The organism is Labedaea rhizosphaerae (assembly GCF_004362825.1).
In the GTDB taxonomy this organism is placed as follows: Bacteria; Actinomycetota; Actinomycetes; order Mycobacteriales; family Pseudonocardiaceae; genus Labedaea; species Labedaea rhizosphaerae.
This window is the reverse complement of sequence record NZ_SNXZ01000015.1, coordinates 1-21,507: the sequence shown is the minus strand read 5'-3', so window position 1 is coordinate 21,507 and position 21,507 is coordinate 1. Positions and strand designations below refer to the sequence as shown.

At 71.3% G+C, this 21,507-nt stretch carries 15 protein-coding genes; 10 read left to right on the top strand and 5 right to left on the bottom strand.

Annotation, left to right across the window (positions count from 1 at the left end):
* Position 1 precedes the first annotated feature (1 nt).
* The 6 genes from EV186_RS38195 (at position 2) to EV186_RS39300 (ending at position 12,346) form a co-directional block, all read left to right on the top strand.
* Positions 2-3,031, top strand: a complete 3,030-nt coding sequence (locus EV186_RS38195) for a non-ribosomal peptide synthetase (RefSeq protein ID WP_133854448.1) — start codon at positions 2-4, stop codon at positions 3,029-3,031.
* A gap of 80 nt (positions 3,032-3,111) precedes the next feature.
* Positions 3,112-8,562, top strand: coding sequence for a non-ribosomal peptide synthetase/MFS transporter (locus EV186_RS38190; RefSeq protein ID WP_243754546.1), 5,451 nt, complete (start codon positions 3,112-3,114; stop codon positions 8,560-8,562).
* A complete protein-coding gene (locus tag EV186_RS38185; RefSeq protein ID WP_133854447.1) occupies positions 8,559-9,842 on the top strand; it encodes an ATP-grasp domain-containing protein in 1,284 nt (427 codons plus the stop codon). The genes EV186_RS38190 and EV186_RS38185 overlap by 4 nt, the downstream gene beginning before the upstream one ends.
* Positions 9,839-11,140, top strand: a complete 1,302-nt coding sequence (locus tag EV186_RS38180) for an ATP-grasp domain-containing protein (protein ID WP_133854446.1) — start codon at positions 9,839-9,841, stop codon at positions 11,138-11,140. Before EV186_RS38185 ends, EV186_RS38180 begins: the two co-directional genes overlap by 4 nt.
* Entirely contained in the window at positions 11,137-12,075 is a 939-nt protein-coding gene (locus EV186_RS38175; RefSeq protein ID WP_133854445.1) for a TauD/TfdA family dioxygenase, read from the top strand. Before EV186_RS38180 ends, EV186_RS38175 begins: the two co-directional genes overlap by 4 nt.
* 124 nt (positions 12,076-12,199) lie before the next feature.
* Positions 12,200-12,346: a hypothetical protein gene (locus tag EV186_RS39300; protein ID WP_166659532.1), complete on the top strand. Its 147-nt coding sequence runs from the start codon at positions 12,200-12,202 to the stop codon at positions 12,344-12,346.
* Positions 12,347-12,357: 11 nt separating this feature from the next.
* Here EV186_RS39300 and EV186_RS38170 read toward each other — a convergent pair whose 3' ends face one another.
* From EV186_RS38170 to glnA, 4 genes are all read right to left on the bottom strand, one after another.
* A complete protein-coding gene (locus EV186_RS38170) occupies positions 12,358-14,016 on the bottom strand; it encodes a hypothetical protein (RefSeq protein ID WP_133854444.1) in 1,659 nt (552 codons plus the stop codon).
* Positions 14,017-14,056: 40 nt separating this feature from the next.
* On the bottom strand, positions 14,057-14,479 hold the full coding sequence (locus EV186_RS38165; RefSeq protein ID WP_133854443.1) for a hypothetical protein: 423 nt from the start codon (positions 14,477-14,479) through the stop codon (positions 14,057-14,059).
* Positions 14,476-14,856 carry a cupin domain-containing protein gene (locus EV186_RS38160; protein WP_133854442.1) on the bottom strand — a complete coding sequence of 127 codons (381 nt, stop codon included), beginning with the start codon at positions 14,854-14,856 and terminating at the stop codon, positions 14,476-14,478. The genes EV186_RS38165 and EV186_RS38160 overlap by 4 nt, the downstream gene beginning before the upstream one ends.
* A 156-nt stretch (positions 14,857-15,012) precedes the next feature.
* Positions 15,013-16,437: a type I glutamate--ammonia ligase gene (gene glnA, locus EV186_RS38155; RefSeq protein ID WP_133854441.1), complete on the bottom strand. Its 1,425-nt coding sequence runs from the start codon at positions 16,435-16,437 to the stop codon at positions 15,013-15,015.
* A gap of 171 nt (positions 16,438-16,608) precedes the next feature.
* On the opposite strand from glnA, the gene EV186_RS38150 reads away from it, so the two are divergent.
* Positions 16,609-17,097, top strand: a complete 489-nt coding sequence (locus tag EV186_RS38150) for an RDD family protein (RefSeq protein WP_133854440.1) — start codon at positions 16,609-16,611, stop codon at positions 17,095-17,097.
* Between the two features lie 174 nt (positions 17,098-17,271).
* On the opposite strand, the gene EV186_RS38145 is transcribed toward EV186_RS38150, so the two are convergent.
* Positions 17,272-18,000 carry a DUF4191 domain-containing protein gene (locus EV186_RS38145; RefSeq protein WP_133854439.1) on the bottom strand — a complete coding sequence of 243 codons (729 nt, stop codon included), beginning with the start codon at positions 17,998-18,000 and terminating at the stop codon, positions 17,272-17,274.
* A 72-nt stretch (positions 18,001-18,072) separates the two neighbouring features.
* Here EV186_RS38145 and EV186_RS38140 point away from each other — a divergent pair, with 72 nt between their 5' ends.
* The 3 genes from EV186_RS38140 to EV186_RS38130 all read left to right on the top strand — a co-directional run bounded on the left by EV186_RS38140 (position 18,073) and on the right by EV186_RS38130 (position 21,059).
* A complete protein-coding gene (locus tag EV186_RS38140; RefSeq protein ID WP_133854438.1) occupies positions 18,073-20,199 on the top strand; it encodes an ATP-dependent DNA helicase UvrD2 in 2,127 nt (708 codons plus the stop codon).
* Between the two features lie 140 nt (positions 20,200-20,339).
* Positions 20,340-20,561, top strand: a complete 222-nt coding sequence (locus tag EV186_RS38135) for a hypothetical protein (protein WP_133854437.1) — start codon at positions 20,340-20,342, stop codon at positions 20,559-20,561.
* A 105-nt stretch (positions 20,562-20,666) separates the two neighbouring features.
* The gene (locus tag EV186_RS38130) at positions 20,667-21,059 is read left to right on the top strand and encodes a WhiB family transcriptional regulator (protein WP_133854436.1); all 393 of its coding nucleotides are present in this window, start codon (positions 20,667-20,669) and stop codon (positions 21,057-21,059) included.
* Positions 21,060-21,507: the final 448 nt, after the last annotated feature.

Here is a 21,507-nt window from a genome sequence, read left to right as displayed (position 1 = left end):
CATGACCAACAGCAGGGAATGGACCTTCCCCGCGTCGTTCGGCCAGGAGCGGATCTGGCTGTCCAACCAGCTCGACCCGGCCTCGCCGGTCTACAACCTGCCGTGCGGCATCCGGCAGGACCTGCCGATGACCGAGGACCAGTGGCGCAAGGCGCTCACCGGCCTCGTGCGCAGGCATGAGTCGCTGCGCACCTCGTTCCGAGTGGTCGACGGCGTGCTGACCCAGGTGGTGCACGAACACGTTCCCGTGGCGCCGGTCGTCCACGACCTGCGCGCGCTGCCCGCCGACCAGGCGCGGCAGCGGGCCGACGAGCTCGCCGCCGACCTCGGGCGCACCCCGATCCCGCTGGACGCGCCGCCGCTGTGGCGGGCGTTGCTGTGCCGGCTGGCCGACGACGGGTGGGAGCTGACGTTCGTGGTGCACCACGCGGTGTTCGACGCCGGGTCGATGCTCGTGTTCCGCAGCGACCTGGACGAGTTCTGCGCGGCGGTGGTCGAAGGTCGCGAACCGCGGCTGCCCGAGCTGTCCATCCAGTACCCGGACTTCTCGGCGTGGCAACGAGGTCAGCTCGACACCCCCGCCATCGCCGAGCAGCTGGCCTATTGGCGGGCGCGGCTCGCCGGGGTGGCGCCGGTGCACGCGCTGCCCACCGACCGGCCGCGCCCGGCCGAGCTCTCCTTCGCCGGTGACCAGGTGGACTTCCGGTTGCCCGAAGGTCTGCTGGACCGGGTCGGTGCACTTGGCCGCGAGCAGTCCGCGACACCGTTCATGGTGCTGCTCGCCGGGTACGTCGCGCTGCTCGCCCGGCTGTCCGATGTGGACGACGTGGTGGTCGGGGTGCCGGTCGCCGGGCGGGACCTGCCCGAGCTGGCCCCGCTGATCGGCATGTTCGTCAACCAGCTGGCGATCCGCGTCGACTGCGCGGGCGACCCGGCGTTCACCGAGCTGGTCGGCCGGGTGCGCACCGCGGTGCTGGACGCGATCGAGCACAGCCAGGTGCCGTTCCAGGCGGTCGCGCAGGCGCTGGCGCTGGAGCGCGACCCGGGCGTGCAGGCGCTCTACCAGATCGGGTTCAACTTCATCCCGCACACCGGCATCGAGGACGTCCGGTACACGACCAGCAAGGACGACCTGGCGATCGACCTGACCGCGTGGAACGGCCGGCTGCTCTACCGCACCGACCTGTTCGACCGCGCCACCGGCGAGGCGTTGGTGGACCGCTACTTCCGGGTCCTGCAGGCGGGCATCGCCGAACCGTCGACGGCCTTGTCGCGGTTGCCGCTGCTCTCCGACGCCGAACGCGCGCAGGTGCTGGACGAGTGGAGCGGCGCGGTGATCGCCGCACCGCGTGAGACCGTGCACGGCCTGATCGAGCAGCAGGTGCGCCGCACGCCCGACGCGGTCGCCGTCGACTTCGGCGAGCGGCTCACCTACGCCGAGCTGAACGCGCGGGCCAACCGGGTCGCGCACGGGCTGCGTACCCGCGGCGCCGGGGCCGGCACGCTGGTCGGGGTGGCCATGCCGAACTCCGCCGATCTGGTGGTGACGCTGCTCGGCGTGCTCAAGAGCGGCGCCGCCTACGTGCCGCTGGACCCGGACCTGCCCGCCAAGCGGCGCGCGCTCGTCGTCGAGGACGCCGGGATCAGCCTCGTGCTGGATGGATCGTCCACTTGGGACGATCAACCCACCGGCGACCCCGAGCCACTGGCCGGGCCACAGGACGTCGCCTACGTCATCTACACCTCCGGGTCGACCGGGCGGCCCAAGGGCGTGCAGGTCGAGCACGCCGCCGTCGCCTGCTACCTGTCGTGGGCCCGGGACACCTACCCCGGCCTCGCGGGCAAGGCCCTGCTGCACACCTCGGCGTCGTTCGACCTGACCGTCACCACGCTCTTCGGCCCGCTGGTCGCCGGTGGGTCCATTGTGGACGACAAGGCGGGACGGCCGGAGTTCGTCAAGGCGACCCCGACCCACCTCGCGGTGCTGGCCGACGAGCGCTACCCGTCGGTGGACCTCGTGCTCGGCGGCGAGGCCCTGGCCGGTGAAGTAGTGCAGCCGTGGCGGGCGAAGTTCCCGGGCACGGCGGTCACCAACGAGTACGGCCCGACCGAGGCGACCGTTGGCTGCGTCGCGCACCGCATCGCCCCGGGCGACGAGCTGCCCGCCGGCCCCGTGCGCATCGGCAAGCCGGTCGCGGGCGCCCGGGTGTACGTGCTGGACGCCCACGGCCGGCCCGTTCCGCCCGGTGGCACCGGGCAGTTGCACGTCGCCGGGCCGCAGCTGGCTCGCGGCTACCTCGGCCGTCCCGAGCTGACCGAGGAGCGGTTCCTGCCGTGCCCATTCGGCGCGCCGGGCGAACGCATGTACGCCACGGGCGACGTGGCGCGCTGGCGCCGCGACGGCACGCTGGACTACCTCGGGCGCGCCGACGACCAGGTGAAGCTGCGCGGCTACCGGATCGAGCTCGGCGAGGTCGAGGCGGCCATGCGGGAGCTGCCCGGCGTCCAGGCGGCCGCGGTCGCGGTGCACCGCACGGAGCTCGGCGACAACCTGGTCGGCTACCTCGTCGGCGAGTCGGCGGGCGTGGCGGAGGCGCTGCGGCAGACGCTGCCGGAGTACATGGTGCCCACCGCGTTCGTGATCATGGACGCGCTGCCGGTCGCGGCCAGCGGCAAGCTGGACCGGGCGGCGCTGCCCGCGCCCCAGCCCGCGCACGAAGAGCTCTACGTCGCGCCCCGCACCGCCGCCGAGGAACTGGTGGCCGAGGTGTTCGCCGAGTTGCTCGGCGTCGACAAGATCGGCGTGCACGACGACTTCTTCGCCCTGGGCGGCAACTCGCTGCTCGCGATCCGGGCCATGGCGCGCATTCGCAAACAGGTCGAGGTCGAGATCCCGGTGCGCGGGCTGTTCGCGTTCACCACCGTGGCCGGGCTCGCCGAGGAGATCGAACGACGCCTGGCCGCCGACCTCGACCAGCTCAGCGACGAAGAGGTCGAGCGGATGCTCGCCGAACCGGAGGACAACGCGTGACCACCGAGGCTTATTCACGCGAGCCCGGCGCAGCCACAGCCGCGGGCCATTCCGATCACGACCGGCCGACAGGGGGCGATGTGGGAATAAGCCTCGGCGTCGACGAGTCACGGGCCGCGGCCCGTCGTGCGCTGCTGGAGAAGCGGCTGCGCCGGCGGACCGAACCCGCGGTCACCATCGCCCCGCGCCCGGACGGCGACCCGGTAGCGCTGTCCTACCAGCAGGAGCGCGTGTGGTTCATGGAGCAGTTCGCGCCGGGCACCACCTCGTACCACATCCCGGTGCCGGTCCGGCTCAACGGAACGCTCGACGTCGACGCCTTGCGCGTGGCCCTGGACAGCCTGCCCGCCCGGCACGAGGCGCTGCGGATGCGGTTCCCGGCGGGCGAGGACGGCCGCCCGGCCGTGCGCGTCGAGCCGGTCGCGCCCGTTCCACTGTCCCTTGTGGACGCCGAGGACGAGGACACCGCACGGGCGCAGGTGAGCGCCGCCGCGGCCGAGACCTTCGACCTGGTCGAGGGCCCGCTGCTGCGCGCCACCCTGGTGCGCATCGCCGAGGACGAGCACCTGCTCGTGCTGTGCACCCACCACATCGTCGGCGACGGCTGGTCGGTCGACCTGCTGCTGCGTGATCTCGCCGCGGCCTACCACGCGCGGTGCGCGGGGCAGGCGCACGCCGACCTGCCCGCGCTGTCCATCGGCTACGGCGACTTCGCGCACTGGCAGCGCCGCACGCTCACCGGCGCCGAGCTCGACCGCCAGCTCGACCACTGGCGCGGCGAGCTGACCGGCGTCGCCCCGCTGGAACTGCCCACCGACCGGCCGCGCCCGGCCACGCAGTCCTTCGACGGCGCGCTGCACGTGTTCCACCTCGACCTCGAGCTCACCGACGCCCTGCGCGAGCTGGGCCGCGAGCACGGCACCACGTTGTTCATGACGCTGCTCGCCGGCTACCAGGTGCTGCTCGCCCGCTACAGCGGCCAGGACGACTTCGCCGTCGGTTCGTCGTCGGCCGGGCGGGGACTGCCCGAGCTGGAGGGCGTCGTCGGCATGTTCATCAACATGCTGCCGATGCGCGCGCAGCTGGCGGGCGACCCGACGGTGGCCGAGCTGCTCGAGCGCACCCGGCGGCACGTGCTCGACGCCTTCGAGCACGCCGACGTCCCGTTCGAACGGCTGGTCAATGAGCTCGGCGTGCCGCGCGACGTCAGCCGCTCGCCGGTGTTCCAGGCGATGTTCGTGCTGCAGAACTACGAGATGGGCCGGATGGCCGCGTCCGGCGCGTCGGGCCTGCGTTTCCGCTGGGAGCCGATGGACCTGCCCGCCACCCGGTTCGACTTCGAGTTCCACGCCATCGAGGTGGCGACGGGTCTGCTGGCCAAGCTCGTCTACAACACGGCGCTCTTCACCGAGGAAACCGTCAGCCGGATGGCCGAGCAGCTGACCACGCTGCTGCGCGCCATGGTGACCGGACCGGACCGTCGACTGTCCGAATTGGACATCCTGCCGGCCGCCGAGCGCGCGCTGGTGCTCGACGCGTGGAACGACACGGCGACGGAGTTCCCCCGGACCACCTTGCCCGAGCTGGTCGCCGCGCAGGTCGCCCGCACCCCGGACGCGCCCGCGCTCACCTTCCGCGGCCAGACGCTGACCTACGCCGAGCTGGACCGTCGGGCCAACCGCCTCGCGCACCGCCTTCGGGAGCTGGGCGTCGGCGCGAACACGCTGGTCGGCGTGTGTGCGGAGCGGTCGGTCGAGCTGGTCGTCGGGTTGCTCGGCGTGCTCAAGGCCGGTGGCGCGTACGTGCCGCTCGACCCCGAGTACCCGGCGGACCGGCTGGCGTTCATGGTCGCCGACGCGGCCGCGCCCGTCGTGCTGACCCAGTCCGGCCTGCGTGACACCGTGCCGTGCGGCGACGCCACCGTGGTCGTGCTCGACGACCCCGAGACCTGCGCCGGGCAGCCGGACACCGCGCCGGCGCCGGTCGCGGGTCCCGACGACATCGCCTACGTCATCTACACCTCCGGGTCCACCGGCAAGCCGAAGGGCGTGCCGAACGGGCACCTCGGCATCGTCAACCGGCTCGACTGGATGCAGCGCGCGTACCGGTTGGACGGCACGGACTCCGTGCTGCAGAAGACGCCCGCGAGCTTCGACGTCTCGGTGTGGGAGTTCTTCTGGCCGTTGATCACAGGTGCCCGGCTGGTGCTCGCCGAGCCCGGCGGGCACAAGGACGCCGCGTACCTGCGCGGGCTGCTGGCCGACGAAGGCATCACCACCGCGCACTTCGTGCCGTCGATGCTGACGGTGTTCCTGGCCGACCAGGAGATCGAGACCTGCACGGCGCTGCGCCGGGTGGTCTGCAGCGGTGAGGAGTTGCCGCTCGCTGCCGCACGCGAGTTCACCGAGCGGCTGCCCGGTTGCGAGCTGCACAACCTGTACGGGCCGACCGAAGCGGCGATCGACGTCACCGCCTGGCACTGCACGCCGTCCGCGCTGGCCGAGGTGACCTCGGTGCCGATCGGCGCGCCGATCCAGAACCTGCGCGTCTACGTCCTGGACGAGCGCGACAACCCCTCTCCCATCGGCGTTCCCGGTCAGCTGCACATCGCGGGCGTCGGTCTCGCGCTCGGCTACCACAACCGGCCGGAGCTGACGGCGGAGAAGTTCGTCGCCGACCCGTTCGGCCCCGGGCGCACGTACCGCACCGGCGACCTCGCCCGGTGGCGCGCGGACGGGACGGTGGAGTTCCTCGGCCGCATCGACCACCAGGTGAAGCTGCGCGGGCTGCGCATCGAACTGGGCGAGATCGAGACCGCGCTGCGGGCCCAGCCGGGGGTGCGGGATGCCGCGGTGATCGTCCGTGAGGACACCCCGGGCGACAAGCGGCTGGTCGGCTACATCGTCGGCGACGCCGACCACGACGAGGTGCGGACCGCGCTCAAGCAGGGCCTGCCCGACTACATGGTGCCGCCGTCGCTGGTCGCGTTGGACGCGCTTCCGTTGACGCCCAACGGGAAGCTCGACCGCAAGGCGCTGCCCGCGCCGACGTTCACGCGGACCGCGGGCGCGATGGTCGCGCCGTCCACGCCGACCGAGGTGCTGCTCGCCGGCATCTGGGCCGACGTGCTCAAGGCCGGCGAACTGGGCATCGACGACGACTTCTTCGACCTCGGCGGGCACTCCATGCTGGCCACCCAGGTGGTCGCGCGGATCGGCAAGGAGAGCGCCGGAACCCGCCAGGTCGGCGTCATGGACCTGTTCCAGCACCGGACGATCCGCGAGCTGGCCGCGTTCATGCAGGACGACACCGCGGACACGTCGCGGCACCTGCTCTACGAGCTGACCAAGCCCGTGCCCGCGGCGAAGCGCACGCTGACCTACGTCTGCTTCCCCTACGGCGGCGGCAGCGCGATCGTCTACCAGCCGCTCGCCGACGCCCTGCCCGAGGGCTACTCGCTCTACTCGGTCGCGATCCCCGGTCACGACGTCGGGCTCACCGAGGAAGCAGTGCCCTTCGACGAACTGGTCGAGCGGCTGGCGAACGAGGTCCTGGAACGTGTCGACGGGCCGCTCGCGATCTACGGCCACTGCGGGGTCGGCAACGCGCTCGCCGTCGGGGTCGCGCGCAGGCTCGAGGAGCTGGGCCGCGAGCTCGAGGTCGTCTACATCGGCGCGATCTTCCCGTTCGCGCGGCTCAAGGGCGTGGTCGGCACCGTGCGCACGCGGCTGGAGAAGCTGCGCGCCAACCGGTTCTACGCCAACTGGCTCAAGGGCATGGGCGTCGACACCGACGACCTCGACCCGGCGCAGGCCGACCGGATCATCAGCAACATGCGTGCCGACAGCCGGGCCGCCGAGGAGTACTTCAGCGGCCTGCTCGACCAGCGGGTGGCCAAGCTGCGGGCACCGATCGTGTCGGTCGTCGGCTCGGAGGACCCCGTCACCGACTACTACGCCGAGCGCTACCGGGAATGGGAGTTCCTCACCGACACGGCCGCGCTCGTGGTGCTCGACCAGGCGGGTCACTTCTTCCTGCGCTACCGCGCCGACGAGCTGGCCGAGATCGTCACCACCGTGCACCCCGCCGTCGAGTCCGGCGAGACCGACGCCGTGGATGTGGCCACCCGCGGCCTGGACGCGCCGTGGGCCCTGCACGAGGTGCACCGGTCCACAGTGGACGACAAGCCCACGGTCGCGCCGAGCATGGCGCGCTTCGCCACGATCACCGCGGGCCAGCTGATCTCGGCCACCGGGTCGGCGTTGACGTCGTTCGCCGTGCCGATCTGGCTCTACACCCGCACCGGCTCGGTCGCCGACCTCGGCCTGCTGTGGGCGCTCGCCCTGCTCGGCGGGGTGCTCGTGCTGCCGGTGGCGGGCGCGCTGGTGGACCGCGGCGACCGTCGCAAGATCATGATCGGGTCCAGCTCGGTGGCCGGCGGCATCCAGCTGCTGCTCGCGTTGTTGTTGCTCAGCGGCAACATCCAGCTCTGGTACCTGTATCTGCTGATCCCGCTGGGGTCGGTGGCCGCGTCGTTCCAGCGCATCGCCTACCAGTCCTCGGTCGCGCAGCTGGTGCCCAAGCAGTACCTCGGCCACGCGATGGGGCTCGCCCAGCTGTCCAACGGCGTCGCCCAACTGCTCATGCCGGTGATCGCGGCCGGGCTGCTCGCCGCGATCCAGCTCTCCGGCATCCTCATCGTGGACGTGGCGAGCTACCTGTTCGCCGTGGTCGGCCTGCTGTTCGTGCGCTTCCCCGACCTGATGGGCTGGCGGCCACGCGAACCGCTGCTCACCGCCATCGTCAACGGCCTGCGCTACTCGTGGAACCACCGCGGTTTCCGCACCATGCTCGCGTACTTCGCGCTGGCCAACGTGTTCCTCGCGCCCGCGCTGGTGCTGGTGACGCCGCTGGTGCTGGCGTTCGGGTCGGTCACCGACGTGGCGCGGGTGGCGCTCGCCGAGGCGATCGGCGCGGTCGCCGGCGGCGTGCTGATGGCCCTGTGGGGCGGACCGCGCAACCGGCGGATGGTCGGTGTGCTCGCCGGCAACGTCGGGATCGCGCTGGGCTGCCTGGTGATGGGCCTGCGGCCGTCGGTCACGCTCGTGGCCGTCGGCGTGTTCCTGATGGCCGCGGCGATGGCGGTCTCCCAGGGTATCTACGCCACGCTCGTGCAGGTCAAGGTGCCGCAGCGCTACCACGGCCGGGTGTTCGCGATCAACCAGACGATCACCTGGTCCACGCTGCCGATCGGGTTCGCGGTGCTCGCGCCGGTCGCCGTGAAGCTGTTCGACCCGCTGCTGGCCCACGACGGCGCGCTCGCGGGCTCGGTCGGCACGGTGCTCGGCACCGGGGTGGGTCGCGGTGTCGGGCTGGCCTACGTCGTGTTCGCCCTGCTCCTGCTGTCGATCAACGTCGGCGGGTTCGCGCTGCGGCTGCTGCGCCGGTTCGACACCGAGGTGCCCGACTCGCTGCCCGACGACCTGGTCGGCGCGCAGCAACGCAAGCAGAAGGAGGAGGCGTCGGCATGAGCACGGGCACGGCGTTCCTGGTCCGCGAGGAGCGCGGCCACTGGGTCGGCGAGGTGGCCGCCGCGGTGCACGCCGCGGGCTTGCGTGCGGTGCTCGTCGCCCCGCCGCTCGACGAGCACGAACGCGGCGAGCTGGCCTCGGTCGTGGACGACGTCGTGGCCGTCGAGGACGTGTACGACCCCGACGCGGTGGCTGCGGTGATCCGCGCGATCGACCCGGCGCCCGCCGGGGTGCTCACCGGTTCCGACGGCGCGATCGCCAGCACCGCCCGGGTGGCCGAACTGCTCGGCGTCGCGCGCTGCCCGGCTTCGGTGTTCGAGTTGGCGCGCAACAAGTTCGCGGTCCGCGAGGTGCTCGCCGAGGCCGGGCTGCCCGGCCCGCGGTGCACGCTGATCACCGCCGAGGACGAGGCGGCGGCGGTGGCCGAGCGGGTCGGGCTGCCCGCGGTGGTGAAGCCGGTCAACGGCGCGGCCAGCAACCTGATCCGCCTGGTGTCCACAGTGGACGAATTGGCGGCCGCGTACCGGCTGCTGGCCGAGCGGCTGCCCGTCTCCGCCGACCCGCGCTACCGCCGGCCGCTGCCCGGTCGCGACGGCAGCCTGCTCGACCCGTCGACGGCGTTCCTCGTCGAGGGCATGCTGCGGGGCCCGGAGTACGCGCTGGACGTGGTCGTCCGCGACGGCGTCGTGGAACCGGTGGAGATCCTGGACAAGCCGCTGATCGACGAGCGCAAGTTCGAGCTGGCGTTGTCGTGCCCGCCGCAGGGCCTGTCCGGCGAACGGGCCGCCCTGGTCGCCGACACCGGGGCCGCCGCGGTGCGCGCGCTCGGCCTGGACAACACGGTCGCGCACGTCGAGGTGATCGACGACGAGACCCTCGGCCCGACGATCGTCGAGGTCAACGCCGGCCGCCCGGCCGGGTCGATCATGCCGCTGCTGGCCAAGCTGCGCACTGGCATCGACGTGTTCGCCGAACTCGTCGCGCTGGGGCTCGGCGCGCCGCCACCGGAGCGGGAAGCGCCGCAGCTGCCGATCCCGCTGGGGATGCTGATCCTCTACGCGTCGGGTTCGGGCCGGCTCGAGGCCATCCACGGGGTGGAGGAGCTGAGCGAGCTGCCCGAGGTGCTGAACGTGATCACCACCGTCTCGCCCGGTCAGGTGCTCACCGACGAGCAGGAGATCTACGTGGTGAACCTGGTGGTCGCCGGGTTCGCCGACCACGAGGAGCTGGCCGCGCTGCACGCCGAGGCGGCGAGCATGATCAAGCTGGAGCTGTCGTGACCTGGGAGCGCACCGCTTTTCTCGTGCGGGAGACCCGCGCGCACTGGATCCACGACGTCGCCGCCGCCGTGCACGCGTCCGGGTCGCGGGCGGTGCTCGTCACCACCGCGCTCGACGCGGACGAGCAGGTCGCTCTCGCGTCCATTGTGGACGATTTCCTGGTGGTGCCCGACGTGCGGGACGCCGAAGGCATCGCCGCGGCCGTCCGCGCGCACACCGGCGGCGTCAGGCCGGCCGGGCTGGTCACCGGGGCCGAGGGGGTCATCGCCACGACCGCTCGCGCCGCCGAGCTGCTGGGTGTCGCCCGTTGTCCGGCGGACGTCTTCACCTTGGCGCACAACAAGTTCGCCGTGCGCGAGGTGCTGGCCGCGGCCGGGCTGCCCACGCCGCGGTACGCCCTGATCTCCGACCCGGCGCAGGCGGCGGCCGTGGCCGAGCAGGTGGGCCTGCCCGCGATCGTGAAGCCGGTCAACGGCGCCGCGAGCAACCTGATCCGCACGGTCACCACCGTCGACGAGCTGGCGGACGCGTGCGTGCTGCTGGCCAAGCGGCTGCCCGAGTCGGCCGACGCCCGCTACCACCGGCCGATCACCGGGCGGCCCGGCGCCGAGCCGCTCGACCCGTGCCGCACCTTCCTGGTGGAGGGGCTGCTGCGCGGCCGCGAGTTCGCCCTCGACGTGGCCATCCGCGACGGCGAGGTGCGCCCGGCCGAGCTGGTGGACAAGCCGCTGATCGACGAGCGCAAGTTCGAGCTGGGCATGTGCTGCCCGCCGCTCGGCCTGCCCGACGAGCGGGCCGCGCTGATCAAGGACGCGGTCCGGGACGCGGTGCTCGCGCTCGGCCTGGACAACACCACCGCGCACGTCGAGGTCATCGACGACGAGACGCTGGGCCCGGCGATCGTCGAGGTGAACGCGGGCCGTCCCGGCGGCGGCGCGATGTCGGTGCTGATCAAGCTGCGCACCGGCATCGACATGTTCGCCGAAGCGGTCGCCGCGACGCTCGGCACGCCGCCGCCCGAGCTCGGCCGGGGGCTGCCGATCCCGGTGGGCTACCTCGTGTTCTACGCCAAGGGCAGCGGCCGGCTGGTGCGGGTGACCGGCACCGAGGACATCGCTGAGCTGCCCGAGGTGGTGCAGGTGGTCACCATCGTCGAGCCCGGGCAGGTGCTGACCGACGAGCAGGAGATCTACGCGGTGAACGTGTTCGTGGCCGGGTTCACCGACCACGAGGAACTGGCCGCGATCCACGACGAGGCAGCGGGGCTGCTCGAGTTCGAACTGGAGGACATGTCATGACCGCCGATCTCGCGGCGCCGCTCGAGCAGGTCGAGGGCAACGAACACACCAAGATCGCGGTGTACGCCGCCGACGGCCTGGACTGGGTGCGCGCGAACCTGGCGCCGCTGCGGGCCCGGCTGCGCGACCACGGCGCGGTGCTGCTGCGCGGCCTGCCGGTGGACCTGGACCTGTTCAACCAGGTCGTCCAGGAGATCGGTGGCGACCTGCTGACCTACACCGAGCGGTCCACCCCGCGCTCGGCGGTGTCCGGCAACATCTACACGTCGACGGAGTACCCGCCCGACGAATCGATCCCGATGCACAACGAGAACTCCTACTCGGCCAACTGGCCCGGTCGGCTGTTCTTCCTGTGCGACACCGCGGCCGAGACCGGCGGCGCCACCCCGATCGCCGACAGCCGGGCCATGTTCCGCCTGCTGCCGGAGTCGCTGAAGGAGCGCTTCGCGGGTGGCGTGACCTACGCGCGGGCATTCCGCGAGGGGCTTGGCCTGACGTGGCAGGAGGCGTTCCAGACCGAGGACCGCGCGGCCGTCGAGGACTACTGCGCGCGCAACGGCCAGACCTTCGAGTGGACCGACGAGGGGCTGCGCACCCGGCACCTTCGTCCGTCCTTTGTGGAGGAGCCGCACACGGGGGAGCAGGTGTGGTTCAACCAGGCCAACCTGTTCCACGTGTCGAGCCTGGGCGAGGAGGTCAGCGAGGCGCTGCTGGAGCTGTACCCGGAGGCCGACCTGCCACGCAACGCCTACCTGGGCGACGGCTCGCCGATCCCCGCGGCCGACCTGGACGCGATCCGGGCCACCTATGACGAGGTGAGCTACGCCTTCCCGTGGCAGCCCGGCGACATCATGGTGATCAACAACATGCTGATGGCGCACGGCCGCGAGCCGTTCACCGGCAAGCGCCGCATCCTGGTGGCCATGACGGGCTGAGGCGGATCACCCGCGCTCGAGTTTGGCCAACATGAAGTAGGCGAACAACTTCATCGAAAGCCCGTCGCGTCGCCCGCGGCGCGGACCTACGTTCGGGCCGTCGGCACGACGAAGGAGGTCCGGCATGAGCAGCCCGATCGTGCTCGGGGAGATCGGTGGCCACGACACGGCGAAGCTGCGTGAGTTCTACGGCAAGGCGCTCGGCCGGACGATGCGCGACGCCGACCCGGAAGGCACGATGGTCGGCTTGCTCCGCCGAATCCAGGCGTGAGCCCGCGCCGGTCAGCTCTCGGCGGTCAGGATCCACTGCGTGTCGTCGCCGGGACCCGGCTGGTAGCTGCACTGGGTTCCAGTGTGGACGGTCGTCCGCAGGTGGTGTCCGAGTGGTTCGTCGAGGGTGCTGATCCGGGCGATGGCGGCGCTGATGGCTTTGGTGGCGGCGATCCGGGCGCGTTCGCCGCTGGAGCCACTCGTCCGGGGTCGTCCGCCGAGGCCGACCGCGGCGGTGAGTTCGTGGAGGAGGGCGTCCCGTTCGGCGCTGAGGGTCTCGATGCGCCCAGCGTCGGACCAGTCCTCGGCCTGGGCGAGGTCGTCCTCGAGGTCGCGGAGCCGTTGTCGATATGCCTGGAGTGCTTGGCGGTCAAGGGTTTCGCCGACGGCAGGTTGTTCGACGCTCGGTTGTCCTTCGGTGACCAAGTCCAGGCAGGACACCGGCCGGCCGGGCCGGCGCAGGAGTTCGCGCAAGTACGTGTAGCCGCGCAGGGCGCGAACCGGGACCGCCGCGGGTTCGGGTCCGATCAGCCACAGTCCGTCGGCGGCTGGGTGCAGGTGCACTCGTGCACCGCGAGTGACGGGTGCCGGGGTGGGCGGTGTCCAGGCCAGCAGCCGCTGCTGCCACCAGGTCGCGCCCAGGCGTTCGTAGGCGGTGAGGGCCTGGGCGCGCAGGCGGGCGGCGGTGTCGAGGTCGCCGAGGACCGCGGCGGCGCGGGCGAGGGTGTCGTCGGTGAGGCCGTGGAACATGACGGCTCCGGCGTTGATGACAGCTCTTCCGGCGTAGGGGGTCAGCAGCCCGGCGGCGTTGGCGACGATGTCGCGGTCGTCGACGGCGAGCGCCGCTTCGAGCAGGCATTGCAGGGTGAGCAGCCAGTTGACGTCGCGGGGCAGTTCGTCCAGGACGCGTCCGTGGAACAGGTGGACCACGGTGCGGGCCCGATCGAGCCGACCGGCGCCGACCCAGAGGAAGGCGGCTTCGGCCGCGACCGCGGTGGCGCCTTCGGCGAGGGCGAAGGTTTCGCATTCCGCGGCGATGCTCGCGCAGCGGCCGGCGTCGCCGCGGTGCAGGGCGGCGTAGCCCTTCATGGCCTCGACGACCATCCACGCGTCGGGAAGCGCTGCCCGTTCGGACGCCGTGGTGGCCATCGCGATGAGGTGTTCGGCGGTGTCGGTCCGCCCGCGCAGCAGGTCGAGCATCAGCCGCCGGGACGCGGCGAAGAACCGTGCCCGCGGGGATTCCTCGCCCAGGCGTTCCAAGGCGCGCATGTGCCGGTGGATCGTCGGCAGGGCCAGCGTCTCGCAGGCGACCTGCAGACCCCACAGGTGCGCGCGCAGCCGCGTGTCGGGGTCGGTGACGTGGGCCGCGACCTCGTCGAGCCGGGCGGCCAGCTCGTCTCGGGCGGCCAGGTCGTCGGGTCCCCACCGGGCGGCGAGCGCGGCGTCGAGGCAGTCGGCGAGCAGTTCCGGCTCGGCCGTGCGCTCAGCGCAACGCGTGCCGAAGGTGTAGACCGACGCCGCACCGAGCGCGGCCCGCGTCCAGCCGGCGAGGTCGCCTGCTTCGCGGCAGGACGTGATCGCGGTGTCGTAGAGCCGCGCCGCCTCGTCTCCTCGACCGGCCGCGCGGGCCGCGTCGGCCCGGTCGAGGAGTTCGGCCACGGGGTTGCTCACCACGCCTCATCGTAGGTTCGCGGCAACGGGTTCGACCAGGTCACGGGCGCAGAAGGGCGACGGCGGCGGCGTGTTCGCGTTGCCTGGCTTCGTCCCAGTCGCCGGTGCAGTAGACCGACATCTCGACGATGCTGTCGCCGGCGAGGTCGGCCCGGATCATCTCCCGGCAGTACCAGGACTGGCCTTCGTGGGTCCAGCGTTCCTCGAACTCGATGGTGAACCCGTGTTCGGTCGGCTCCACCCGTTCGACCCGCACCCGGCCCGGGAACGGGTGCTGCTCGGCGCGGACGGCGACGATCTGGCCGGCGGTCGCGGTCTGCAGGCGCCAGTGCGGCAACGACAGGTCGGCGAAGACGTCCGGCGCGAACAGCCCCTCTGGGGCAGCCCCGGTTTCCAGGAAGTGGATCAGGTTCGCGACCGCCACGCGCGTTCCGTCGCGCAGCGGGGTGGCCGGGGCGTTCACGACTGCACTCCGGCGGCGAGCAGGTTCTTCTCCACGACGGCCATCGTTGCCGCGAGTTCCTCGGTCGGGCTGAACTCGACGATCGACGTGCCGGCGGTGACCAGGGGCAGGTGTCCGGGCGGGGCGAAGTAGGCGTCTCCGGCCACGTAGGTCTCTTCGCGGTCGGGCCAGCGGAAGGTCAGCCGGCCGCCGGTGACGACGCCCCAGTGCGGGCACTGGCAGCGATCGCCCGGCAGCCCCGCGAAGAACGGCGCGGGGTCGACGTCCTGCTTGTACGTCTCGAAGCCGACGGTGTAGCCGCCGAGCGGTGCATAACGTCCCTCGATCTGATCGGCGTCGACGGCGACCGGCGTCGACATCCGGTTGGCACTGGGCATCGGTGTCCTCCTGAGTTGAGGGGAGCTGACACCTCTACGGCGTGACAACCGAAGGAACACCTGTGCACCGCGATGGCACGAAGCGCGGGCGACGTGAAACGGCCGGTCCCGCCCGAGTGGCGGAACCGGCCGTTTTACCAGGTCAAACCCGACCGATCAGCAGTCGTAGTACAACGCGAACTCGTACGGGTTCGGCCGCAGGCGCAGCGGGTCGATCTCGTTCTCGCGCTTGAAGTCGATCCAGGTCTCGATGACGTCGGGGGTGAAGACGCCGCCTTCGAGCAGGAAGTCGTGGTCTTGCTCGAGGCGGTCGAGCACGGCGTTCAGCGAGGCCGGGACCTGCGCGACCTCCTTGGCCTCCTCGGGCGGGAGCTCGTAGAGGTCCTTGTCGATCGGCGCGGGCGGCTCGATCTTGTTCTTGATGCCGTCGAGGCCGGCCATCACCATCGCCGCGAAGGCGAGGTAGGGGTTGCCCGACGAGTCCGGGCAGCGGAACTCGACGCGCTTGGCCTTCGGGTTGTTGCCCGTGATCGGGATGCGCACGCACGCGGAGCGGTTGCGCTGCGAGTACACCAGGCTGACCGGCGCCTCGTACCCCGGCACCAGCCGGTGGTAGGAGTTCACGGTCGGGTTGGTGAAGGCCAGCAGGCTCGGCGCGTGGGTGAGGATGCCGCCGATGTAGTGCCGCGCGGAGTCCGACAGGCCCGCATAACCCGACTCGTCGTGGAAGAGCGGCTCGCCGTCCTTCCAGAGCGACTGGTGGCAGTGCATGCCCGAGCCGTTGTCACCGAAGAGCGGCTTCGGCATGAACGTCGCCGACTTGCCCGCCTCCCAGGCGGTGTTCTTGATGATGTACTTGAACAACTGCAGGTCGTCCGCCGCGTGCAGCAGCGTGTTGAAGCGGTAGTTGATCTCGGCCTGACCGGCGGTGCCCACCTCGTGGTGCGCGCGCTCGACGGTGAAGCCGGACGCCTCGAGGTTCAGCACCATCTTGTCGCGCAGGTCGGCGAAGTGGTCGACCGGCGGCACCGGGAAGTAGCCGCCCTTGAACTTCGTCTTGTAACCGCGGTTGCCGCCGGCCTCGTCGGTGCCGGTGTTCCACCAGCCCTCGACGGAGTCGATCTCGTGGAACGAGCCGTTCTCGGCGTAGTCGAAGCGCACCGAGTCGAAGGTGTAGAACTCGGCCTCGGGGCCGAAGTACGCGGTGTCGGCGATGCCGGTCTCGGAGATGTACTGCTCGGCCTTGCGCGCGATGTTGCGCGGGTCGCGGCTGTAGGCCTCCTGCGTGAACGGGTCGTGCACGAAGAAGTTGAGGATCAGCGTCTTCTCGATGCGGAAGGGGTCGAGGCGCGCGGTGTACGGGTCGGGCAGCAGGAGCATGTCCGACTCGTGGATCGACTGGAAACCACGCACCGACGATCCGTCGAAGGCGAGCCCGTCGGTGAACGCGCTCTCGTCGAACGACGCAGCGGGCACCGTGAAGTGCTGCATGATGCCCGGGAGGTCGCAGAACCGCACGTCGACGAACTTCACCTCCTCGTCGGAGATGAAGCTCAGGACCTCGTCGGGGGAGTTGAACACGCTGGTTGGCTCCTTAGATCGGTTCCGCCGCGTCCGCCAAAAGCTATGGGGGTGGTGTTGCCCGACCGTCACCCCGATGTTTCGCTGACGTTAACGACGTCGAGACGGCTTACCAGCATGCCAGTGAACTGTGCCGGGAGCATGTCGAGCGACCTGGCATACCCTGGTCAGGTGAGCAGGTGGACGGGAAGCTGGTTGTCCGGGCCGAGGGCGGCGCTCGAGCCGGGCGAGGATGCCGACGCCCAGCAGTGGCGCGGGCAACGCCTCGGGTTGCCGGAGTCCGGCCCCGGCTCGGTCGCGGCGACCGGTCGGCGGGCGTTCGCGTTGCTCCTCGACTGCGTGATCGGCGGGCTGATCGCCGGTCTGATCGTGCACGCGAACCTGAACGACTCGTCGGCGATGCTGGCGCAGAACACGTGGGGCATCGGCATCGTACTGGCTGTCCGCACGGTGACCATCGGCTTCTTCGGGTTCAGCCCCGGCATGGCCGTGCTCGGCATCCGCGTCGCGCGCCTCGACGGCGCCGCGCTCGTCGGCCCGGTGCGCGCGCTCGCGCACAGCGTGCTGACGGCACTGATCATCCCCGCGGTGATCTGGGACCTGGACAACCGCGGCCTGCACGACCGCCTGCTCGGCACGGTAGTGGTGACCACCCGCTAAGCGTTGCCTGTTGTCGCCCGCCTGGACCGGAACCGCGTTCCGCCTCGCGCGCGCGAAGACAAGCCCCACCCTCCCGGGGGCACCCCTTGAAGCCAGTCTATCGAGGTCAGCGGGGGTGTGGGGTGCTCAGCGCGGATCTGTGGACAACCACCCGCCTGTGGACAACTCGGGCGGTCAGCGCCTGCGCAGGGTGCGCTGGACGTTGCGCATCTTCGCGCCGGCCGGCAGCGGGCCCTTCGGCATCGCGTTGCCCTTGCTGGCCAGGGCGGCCAGGCGCTTCTCGAGGCCGTCGACCTCGGCGTTGGTGATGTTGCGGGGCAGCTTCATCAGGTGGCTCTGCAGCTTGCGCAACGGGACCTGGCCTTCTTCGCTGCCCACGACGATGTCGTAGATCGGCGTGTCACCGACGAGCCGGGAGACCCGCTTCTTCTCCTGCGCGAGCAGGCCCTTCACCCGGTGCGGCGCGCCTTCGGCGACCAGCATGACGCCGGGCCGGCCGAGCACCCGGTGCACCGCGTCGAGCTGCGTCGTCGCGGCCACGGTCGGGGTCACGCGCCAGCGGCCCTTGAGGTTGTCCAGCGCCCACGCCGCCGCACCCGGCTGGCCGTCGGCCTTGCTGTAGACGTTCTTCTGCACGCGCCGACCGAAGATGATCACCGCGACGAGCAGGCCGAGCAGCACGCCGATCGGCAGCACCAGGTACTGGTGGCCGAGCAGGTAGCCGATGCCGAACACGATCGCCGTGACGACGACGACGGAGCCGACCATCCACGGGATGAGCCCCTTGTCCTCCTTGCGCTGCATGGAGAACGCCTGGAAGATCTGCGAACGCCGCTGCTTCGAGGCGGCTTTCTTCGCCTTCTTCGCTTCCTTGGCGGCCGTGTTGTCCCGCTTGTCAGCCATGTCCACCAGGATATCGCGTGCCCCCGGTGTGCCCCGGCGGCAGTGTCGGCGCCCTCTGTCAGGATGCTGGACATGGTTCGGCAGGGGAGCGACTCGGAAGGTTCGGAATCGGGGCACCCGCTCTTGGCCGGACTGGACCCCGAGCAGCAGCTCGCGGTGCGCGCGCCGCGTGGTCCGGTGTGCGTTCTCGCTGGTGCGGGCACCGGGAAGACGCGCACGATCGTGCACCGCATCGGCTACCTGGTGCAGATGGGGCACGTCGCGCCGGGCCAGGTGCTCGCGGTCACCTTCACCAACCGGGCCGCAGGGGAGATGCGCACGCGGCTGCGCGCCCTCGGCGTGCACGGCGCCCAGGCACGGACCTTCCACGCCGCGGCCCTGCGCCAGCTGCGCTACTTCTGGCCGCGGGTGGTCGGCGACGAGCAGTGGGACGTGCTCGACGGCAAGCTCAAGCTGGTCGGCCAGGCCGCGCACCGGCTCGGCGCGCCGACCGAGGCCGAGACGCTGCGCGACCTCGCCAGTGAGATCGAGTGGGCGAAGGCGTCGCTGATCACGCCGGAGAGCTATCCGGAGGTCGCCGCCAAGGTCCACCGGGACACCCCGCTGCCGGTCGAGCAGGTCGCGGCCGTCTACCAGGGCTACGAGGTGCTGAAGAACCGCGCCCGCATGCTCGACTTCGACGACCTGCTGCTGCACACCGCCGCCGCGCTGGAGGAGCACCCGGCCGTGGCCGAGGAGTTCCGCGACCGCTACCGGTGCTTCGTGGTCGACGAGTTCCAGGACGTCACGCCGTTGCAGCACCGCGTGCTCGACGCGTGGCTCGGCGCGCGCGACGACCTGACCGTGGTCGGCGACGCCAACCAGACCATCTATTCGTTCGCGGGGGCCTCGCCGCGCCCGCTGCTGGAGTTCACCCGCCGCTTCCCGGAGGCGACCGTGGTCCGGCTGGAGCGCGACTACCGGTCCACGCCGCAGGTGGTGAGCCTGGCCAACCAAGTGATCGGCGCGGCTCGTGGCCGCCCGGCCGGCTCGCGGCTCAAGCTGGTCGGGCAGCGCCCGGACGGCCCGATGCCCCGCTTCGCCGAGTACGACGACGAGGCCCTCGAGGCCACCGCGGTCGCGCGGCGGATCAAGGAACTCGTCGAGGGTGGGCTCCCGCTCAGCCAGATCGCGGTGCTCTACCGGGTCAACGCCCAGTCGGAGGCCTACGAAGCGGCGCTGGCCGAACACGACGTGCCCTACCTCGTGCGGGGCGGCGAGCGGTTCTTCGCCCGGCAAGAGGTGCGCCAAGCGATGGCCGCCCTGCGCACCGCGAGCGCGGCCGAGCTCGCCGGCGACCTGCCCGGCGCGGTCCGCAAGATCCTCGGGCCGCTCGGGCTCACCGCCGACCCGCCGCAGGGCGGGGCCGCGCGCGAGCGGTGGGAGTCGCTGCTCGCGCTGGTCGAGCTCGCCGAGGAACTGGCGGCCGAGGTCGAAGGTGCCGGGCTGTCCCGGTTCGTCGCCGAACTCGACGCGCGGGCCGAGGCGCAGCACCCGCCGACCGTCGAAGGCGTGACGCTCGCGTCGCTGCACGCGGCGAAGGGCCTGGAGTGGGATGCCGTGTTCCTCGTCGGTCTGGTCGAGGGCACGCTGCCGATCCAGTACGCCGACGGCGACGACGCGAAGATCGAGGAAGAGCGCCGGCTGCTCTACGTGGGTGCGACGCGAGCACGCGAACACCTGTGGCTGAGCTGGGCACTCGCGCGGTCGTCGTCCTCCGGTGGCCGGCGTCGGCGGCGCAGCCGGTTCCTCTACGGGCTCATTCCCGACGAGCACCCGGCCGCCCGCGTGGCTCGCTCGCGTGGGCGTGAGGGCGGACGCGGTGGGTTCGGGCAGACTCCGCCCGAGCGCTGCCGGGTCTGCGACGGACCGCTGATCGGGACGATGGCGATCAAGGTCGGCCGATGCGGTCGCTGTCCGTCCGATGTGGACGAGGAGCTGCTGGAGCGGCTACGCACGTGGCGTGCGCAGCGGTCCAAGGCGCTCAAAGTCCCGGCGTTCGTGATCTTCACCGACGCCACGCTGCTCGCGATCGCCGAACAGCGTCCGGTCGATACGGCTGCGCTCGTGTCGATATCCGGCATCGGTGGTTCGAAGCTGGACCGCTTCGGGTCGGAAGTGTTGTCGCTGGTCCAGGGCCGGACGAGCAGCGTAGAGTGATCGTCCCGACGCGGACAAAATTCTTCGGCAAGTTTCCGGAAAACCGGTTGCCCCGCCCCCACCTGGGGCAATAACCTGCAGTGGTTGGGCGCGAAGCGCCCCAAAGATTGCACTCAGACAGCGATGAGGAGGTGGCCCCGGTGAGCGCAACCATCAAGCACTCGACCCCTGGCTACCCGCTGTCCGGGGCCCTTGGCATGTGTGGCGCGTTCGAAGCGCAGCAGACCGCCGCTCGTAAGCGGGTGCTGCAGCTTGCGCCCATCGGTGTCGGTGTCCAGGGGATTGGTGTGCGCAATGCCGATCTGACCGTGACCCTGCCGACCACTGTGTCCGCACACTCTTCGGAGCCAAGTCCTGGCTAGAACACAGGACCCTTCAGCTCACGAAGGCCGCGGACCCGTACATCGGATCCGCGGCCTTCGTGTTTTTCCAGCACAAATACACACAGAGATAAGGGAGAAGTTCGGATGTCTACCGCCACTGTTCCGCTCTCCAGCGGAACACTGAGCGAACTCTCGGTCGGTGAGACCGGGGTCGGCGACCTGCTCGACGCCGCACCCGGTGCCGGTCTCGCCCTGCCCTGCCGGGTGGGGGACCCCGACCTGTGGTTCGCCGAGACGCCTGCCGACCTCGAGCGGGCCAAGAACCTCTGCGCCGACTGCCCCGTGCGCAGCGAGTGCCTCGCCGGTGCGCTGGCGCGGCACGAGCCGTGGGGCGTTTGGGGTGGCGAGATCTTCGAGCGCGGCGTGGTCATCGCACGCAAGCGCCCGAGGGGTCGCCCCCGCAAGGAGGACGCGGCCCGTGCCGCGGCCGAGCGCGCGTCGGCCCAGCCGGCCACTGCCCAGGGGGCGGCGGCATGAGCGGCGCGATCAACACCGTCACAAGTCGTCCACGACCAGAAGGAATCAACGCCATGTTGCTTTACGAAGATCTCGCGAGAGCACGAATGCGCGAGGCGGAGCAGGCTGCCAGCAGGCAGCGTGTAGTCCGCCGGCTGAGCGCAGCCCACCGTTGGCGCCAGGTGTCCCGATGGGCATCCTCGCGGGCCAGCCGCGCGGCGCGCGCTCTCTGACGATCGCCTGACCGAGAAGGCGATCGACAACCGAATACGCAACCAACGACCGGGCCGGGCGTCACCTGTGGGTGGCGCCCGGCTTCGTGCCGCCCCCGCCACCCCGCCGTTTGTGTGCGGCGCACGTCGCACTTGACTGTGCCCATGACACCCCTTGTGTCAACCTCAAGATCAAAGTCAGGCTGCGGCTTGCTGTTCGGTGTTGTGTCGGGCGCCGCCGTGCCGGGCTGGATCGT

Coding starts and splice junctions, on each gene's coding strand:
- EV186_RS38145 (WP_133854439.1), bottom strand. CDS start 18,000: ATGGCTGACAAGCGGGACAACACGGCCGCCAAGGAAGCGAAGAAGGCG.
- EV186_RS38195 (WP_133854448.1), top strand. CDS start 2: ATGACCAACAGCAGGGAATGGACCTTCCCCGCGTCGTTCGGCCAGGAG.
- EV186_RS39300 (WP_166659532.1), top strand. CDS start 12,200: ATGAGCAGCCCGATCGTGCTCGGGGAGATCGGTGGCCACGACACGGCG.
- EV186_RS38175 (WP_133854445.1), top strand. CDS start 11,137: ATGACCGCCGATCTCGCGGCGCCGCTCGAGCAGGTCGAGGGCAACGAA.
- EV186_RS38185 (WP_133854447.1), top strand. CDS start 8,559: ATGAGCACGGGCACGGCGTTCCTGGTCCGCGAGGAGCGCGGCCACTGG.
- EV186_RS38160 (WP_133854442.1), bottom strand. CDS start 14,856: ATGCCCAGTGCCAACCGGATGTCGACGCCGGTCGCCGTCGACGCCGAT.
- EV186_RS38130 (WP_133854436.1), top strand. CDS start 20,667: ATGTCTACCGCCACTGTTCCGCTCTCCAGCGGAACACTGAGCGAACTC.
- EV186_RS38140 (WP_133854438.1), top strand. CDS start 18,073: ATGGTTCGGCAGGGGAGCGACTCGGAAGGTTCGGAATCGGGGCACCCG.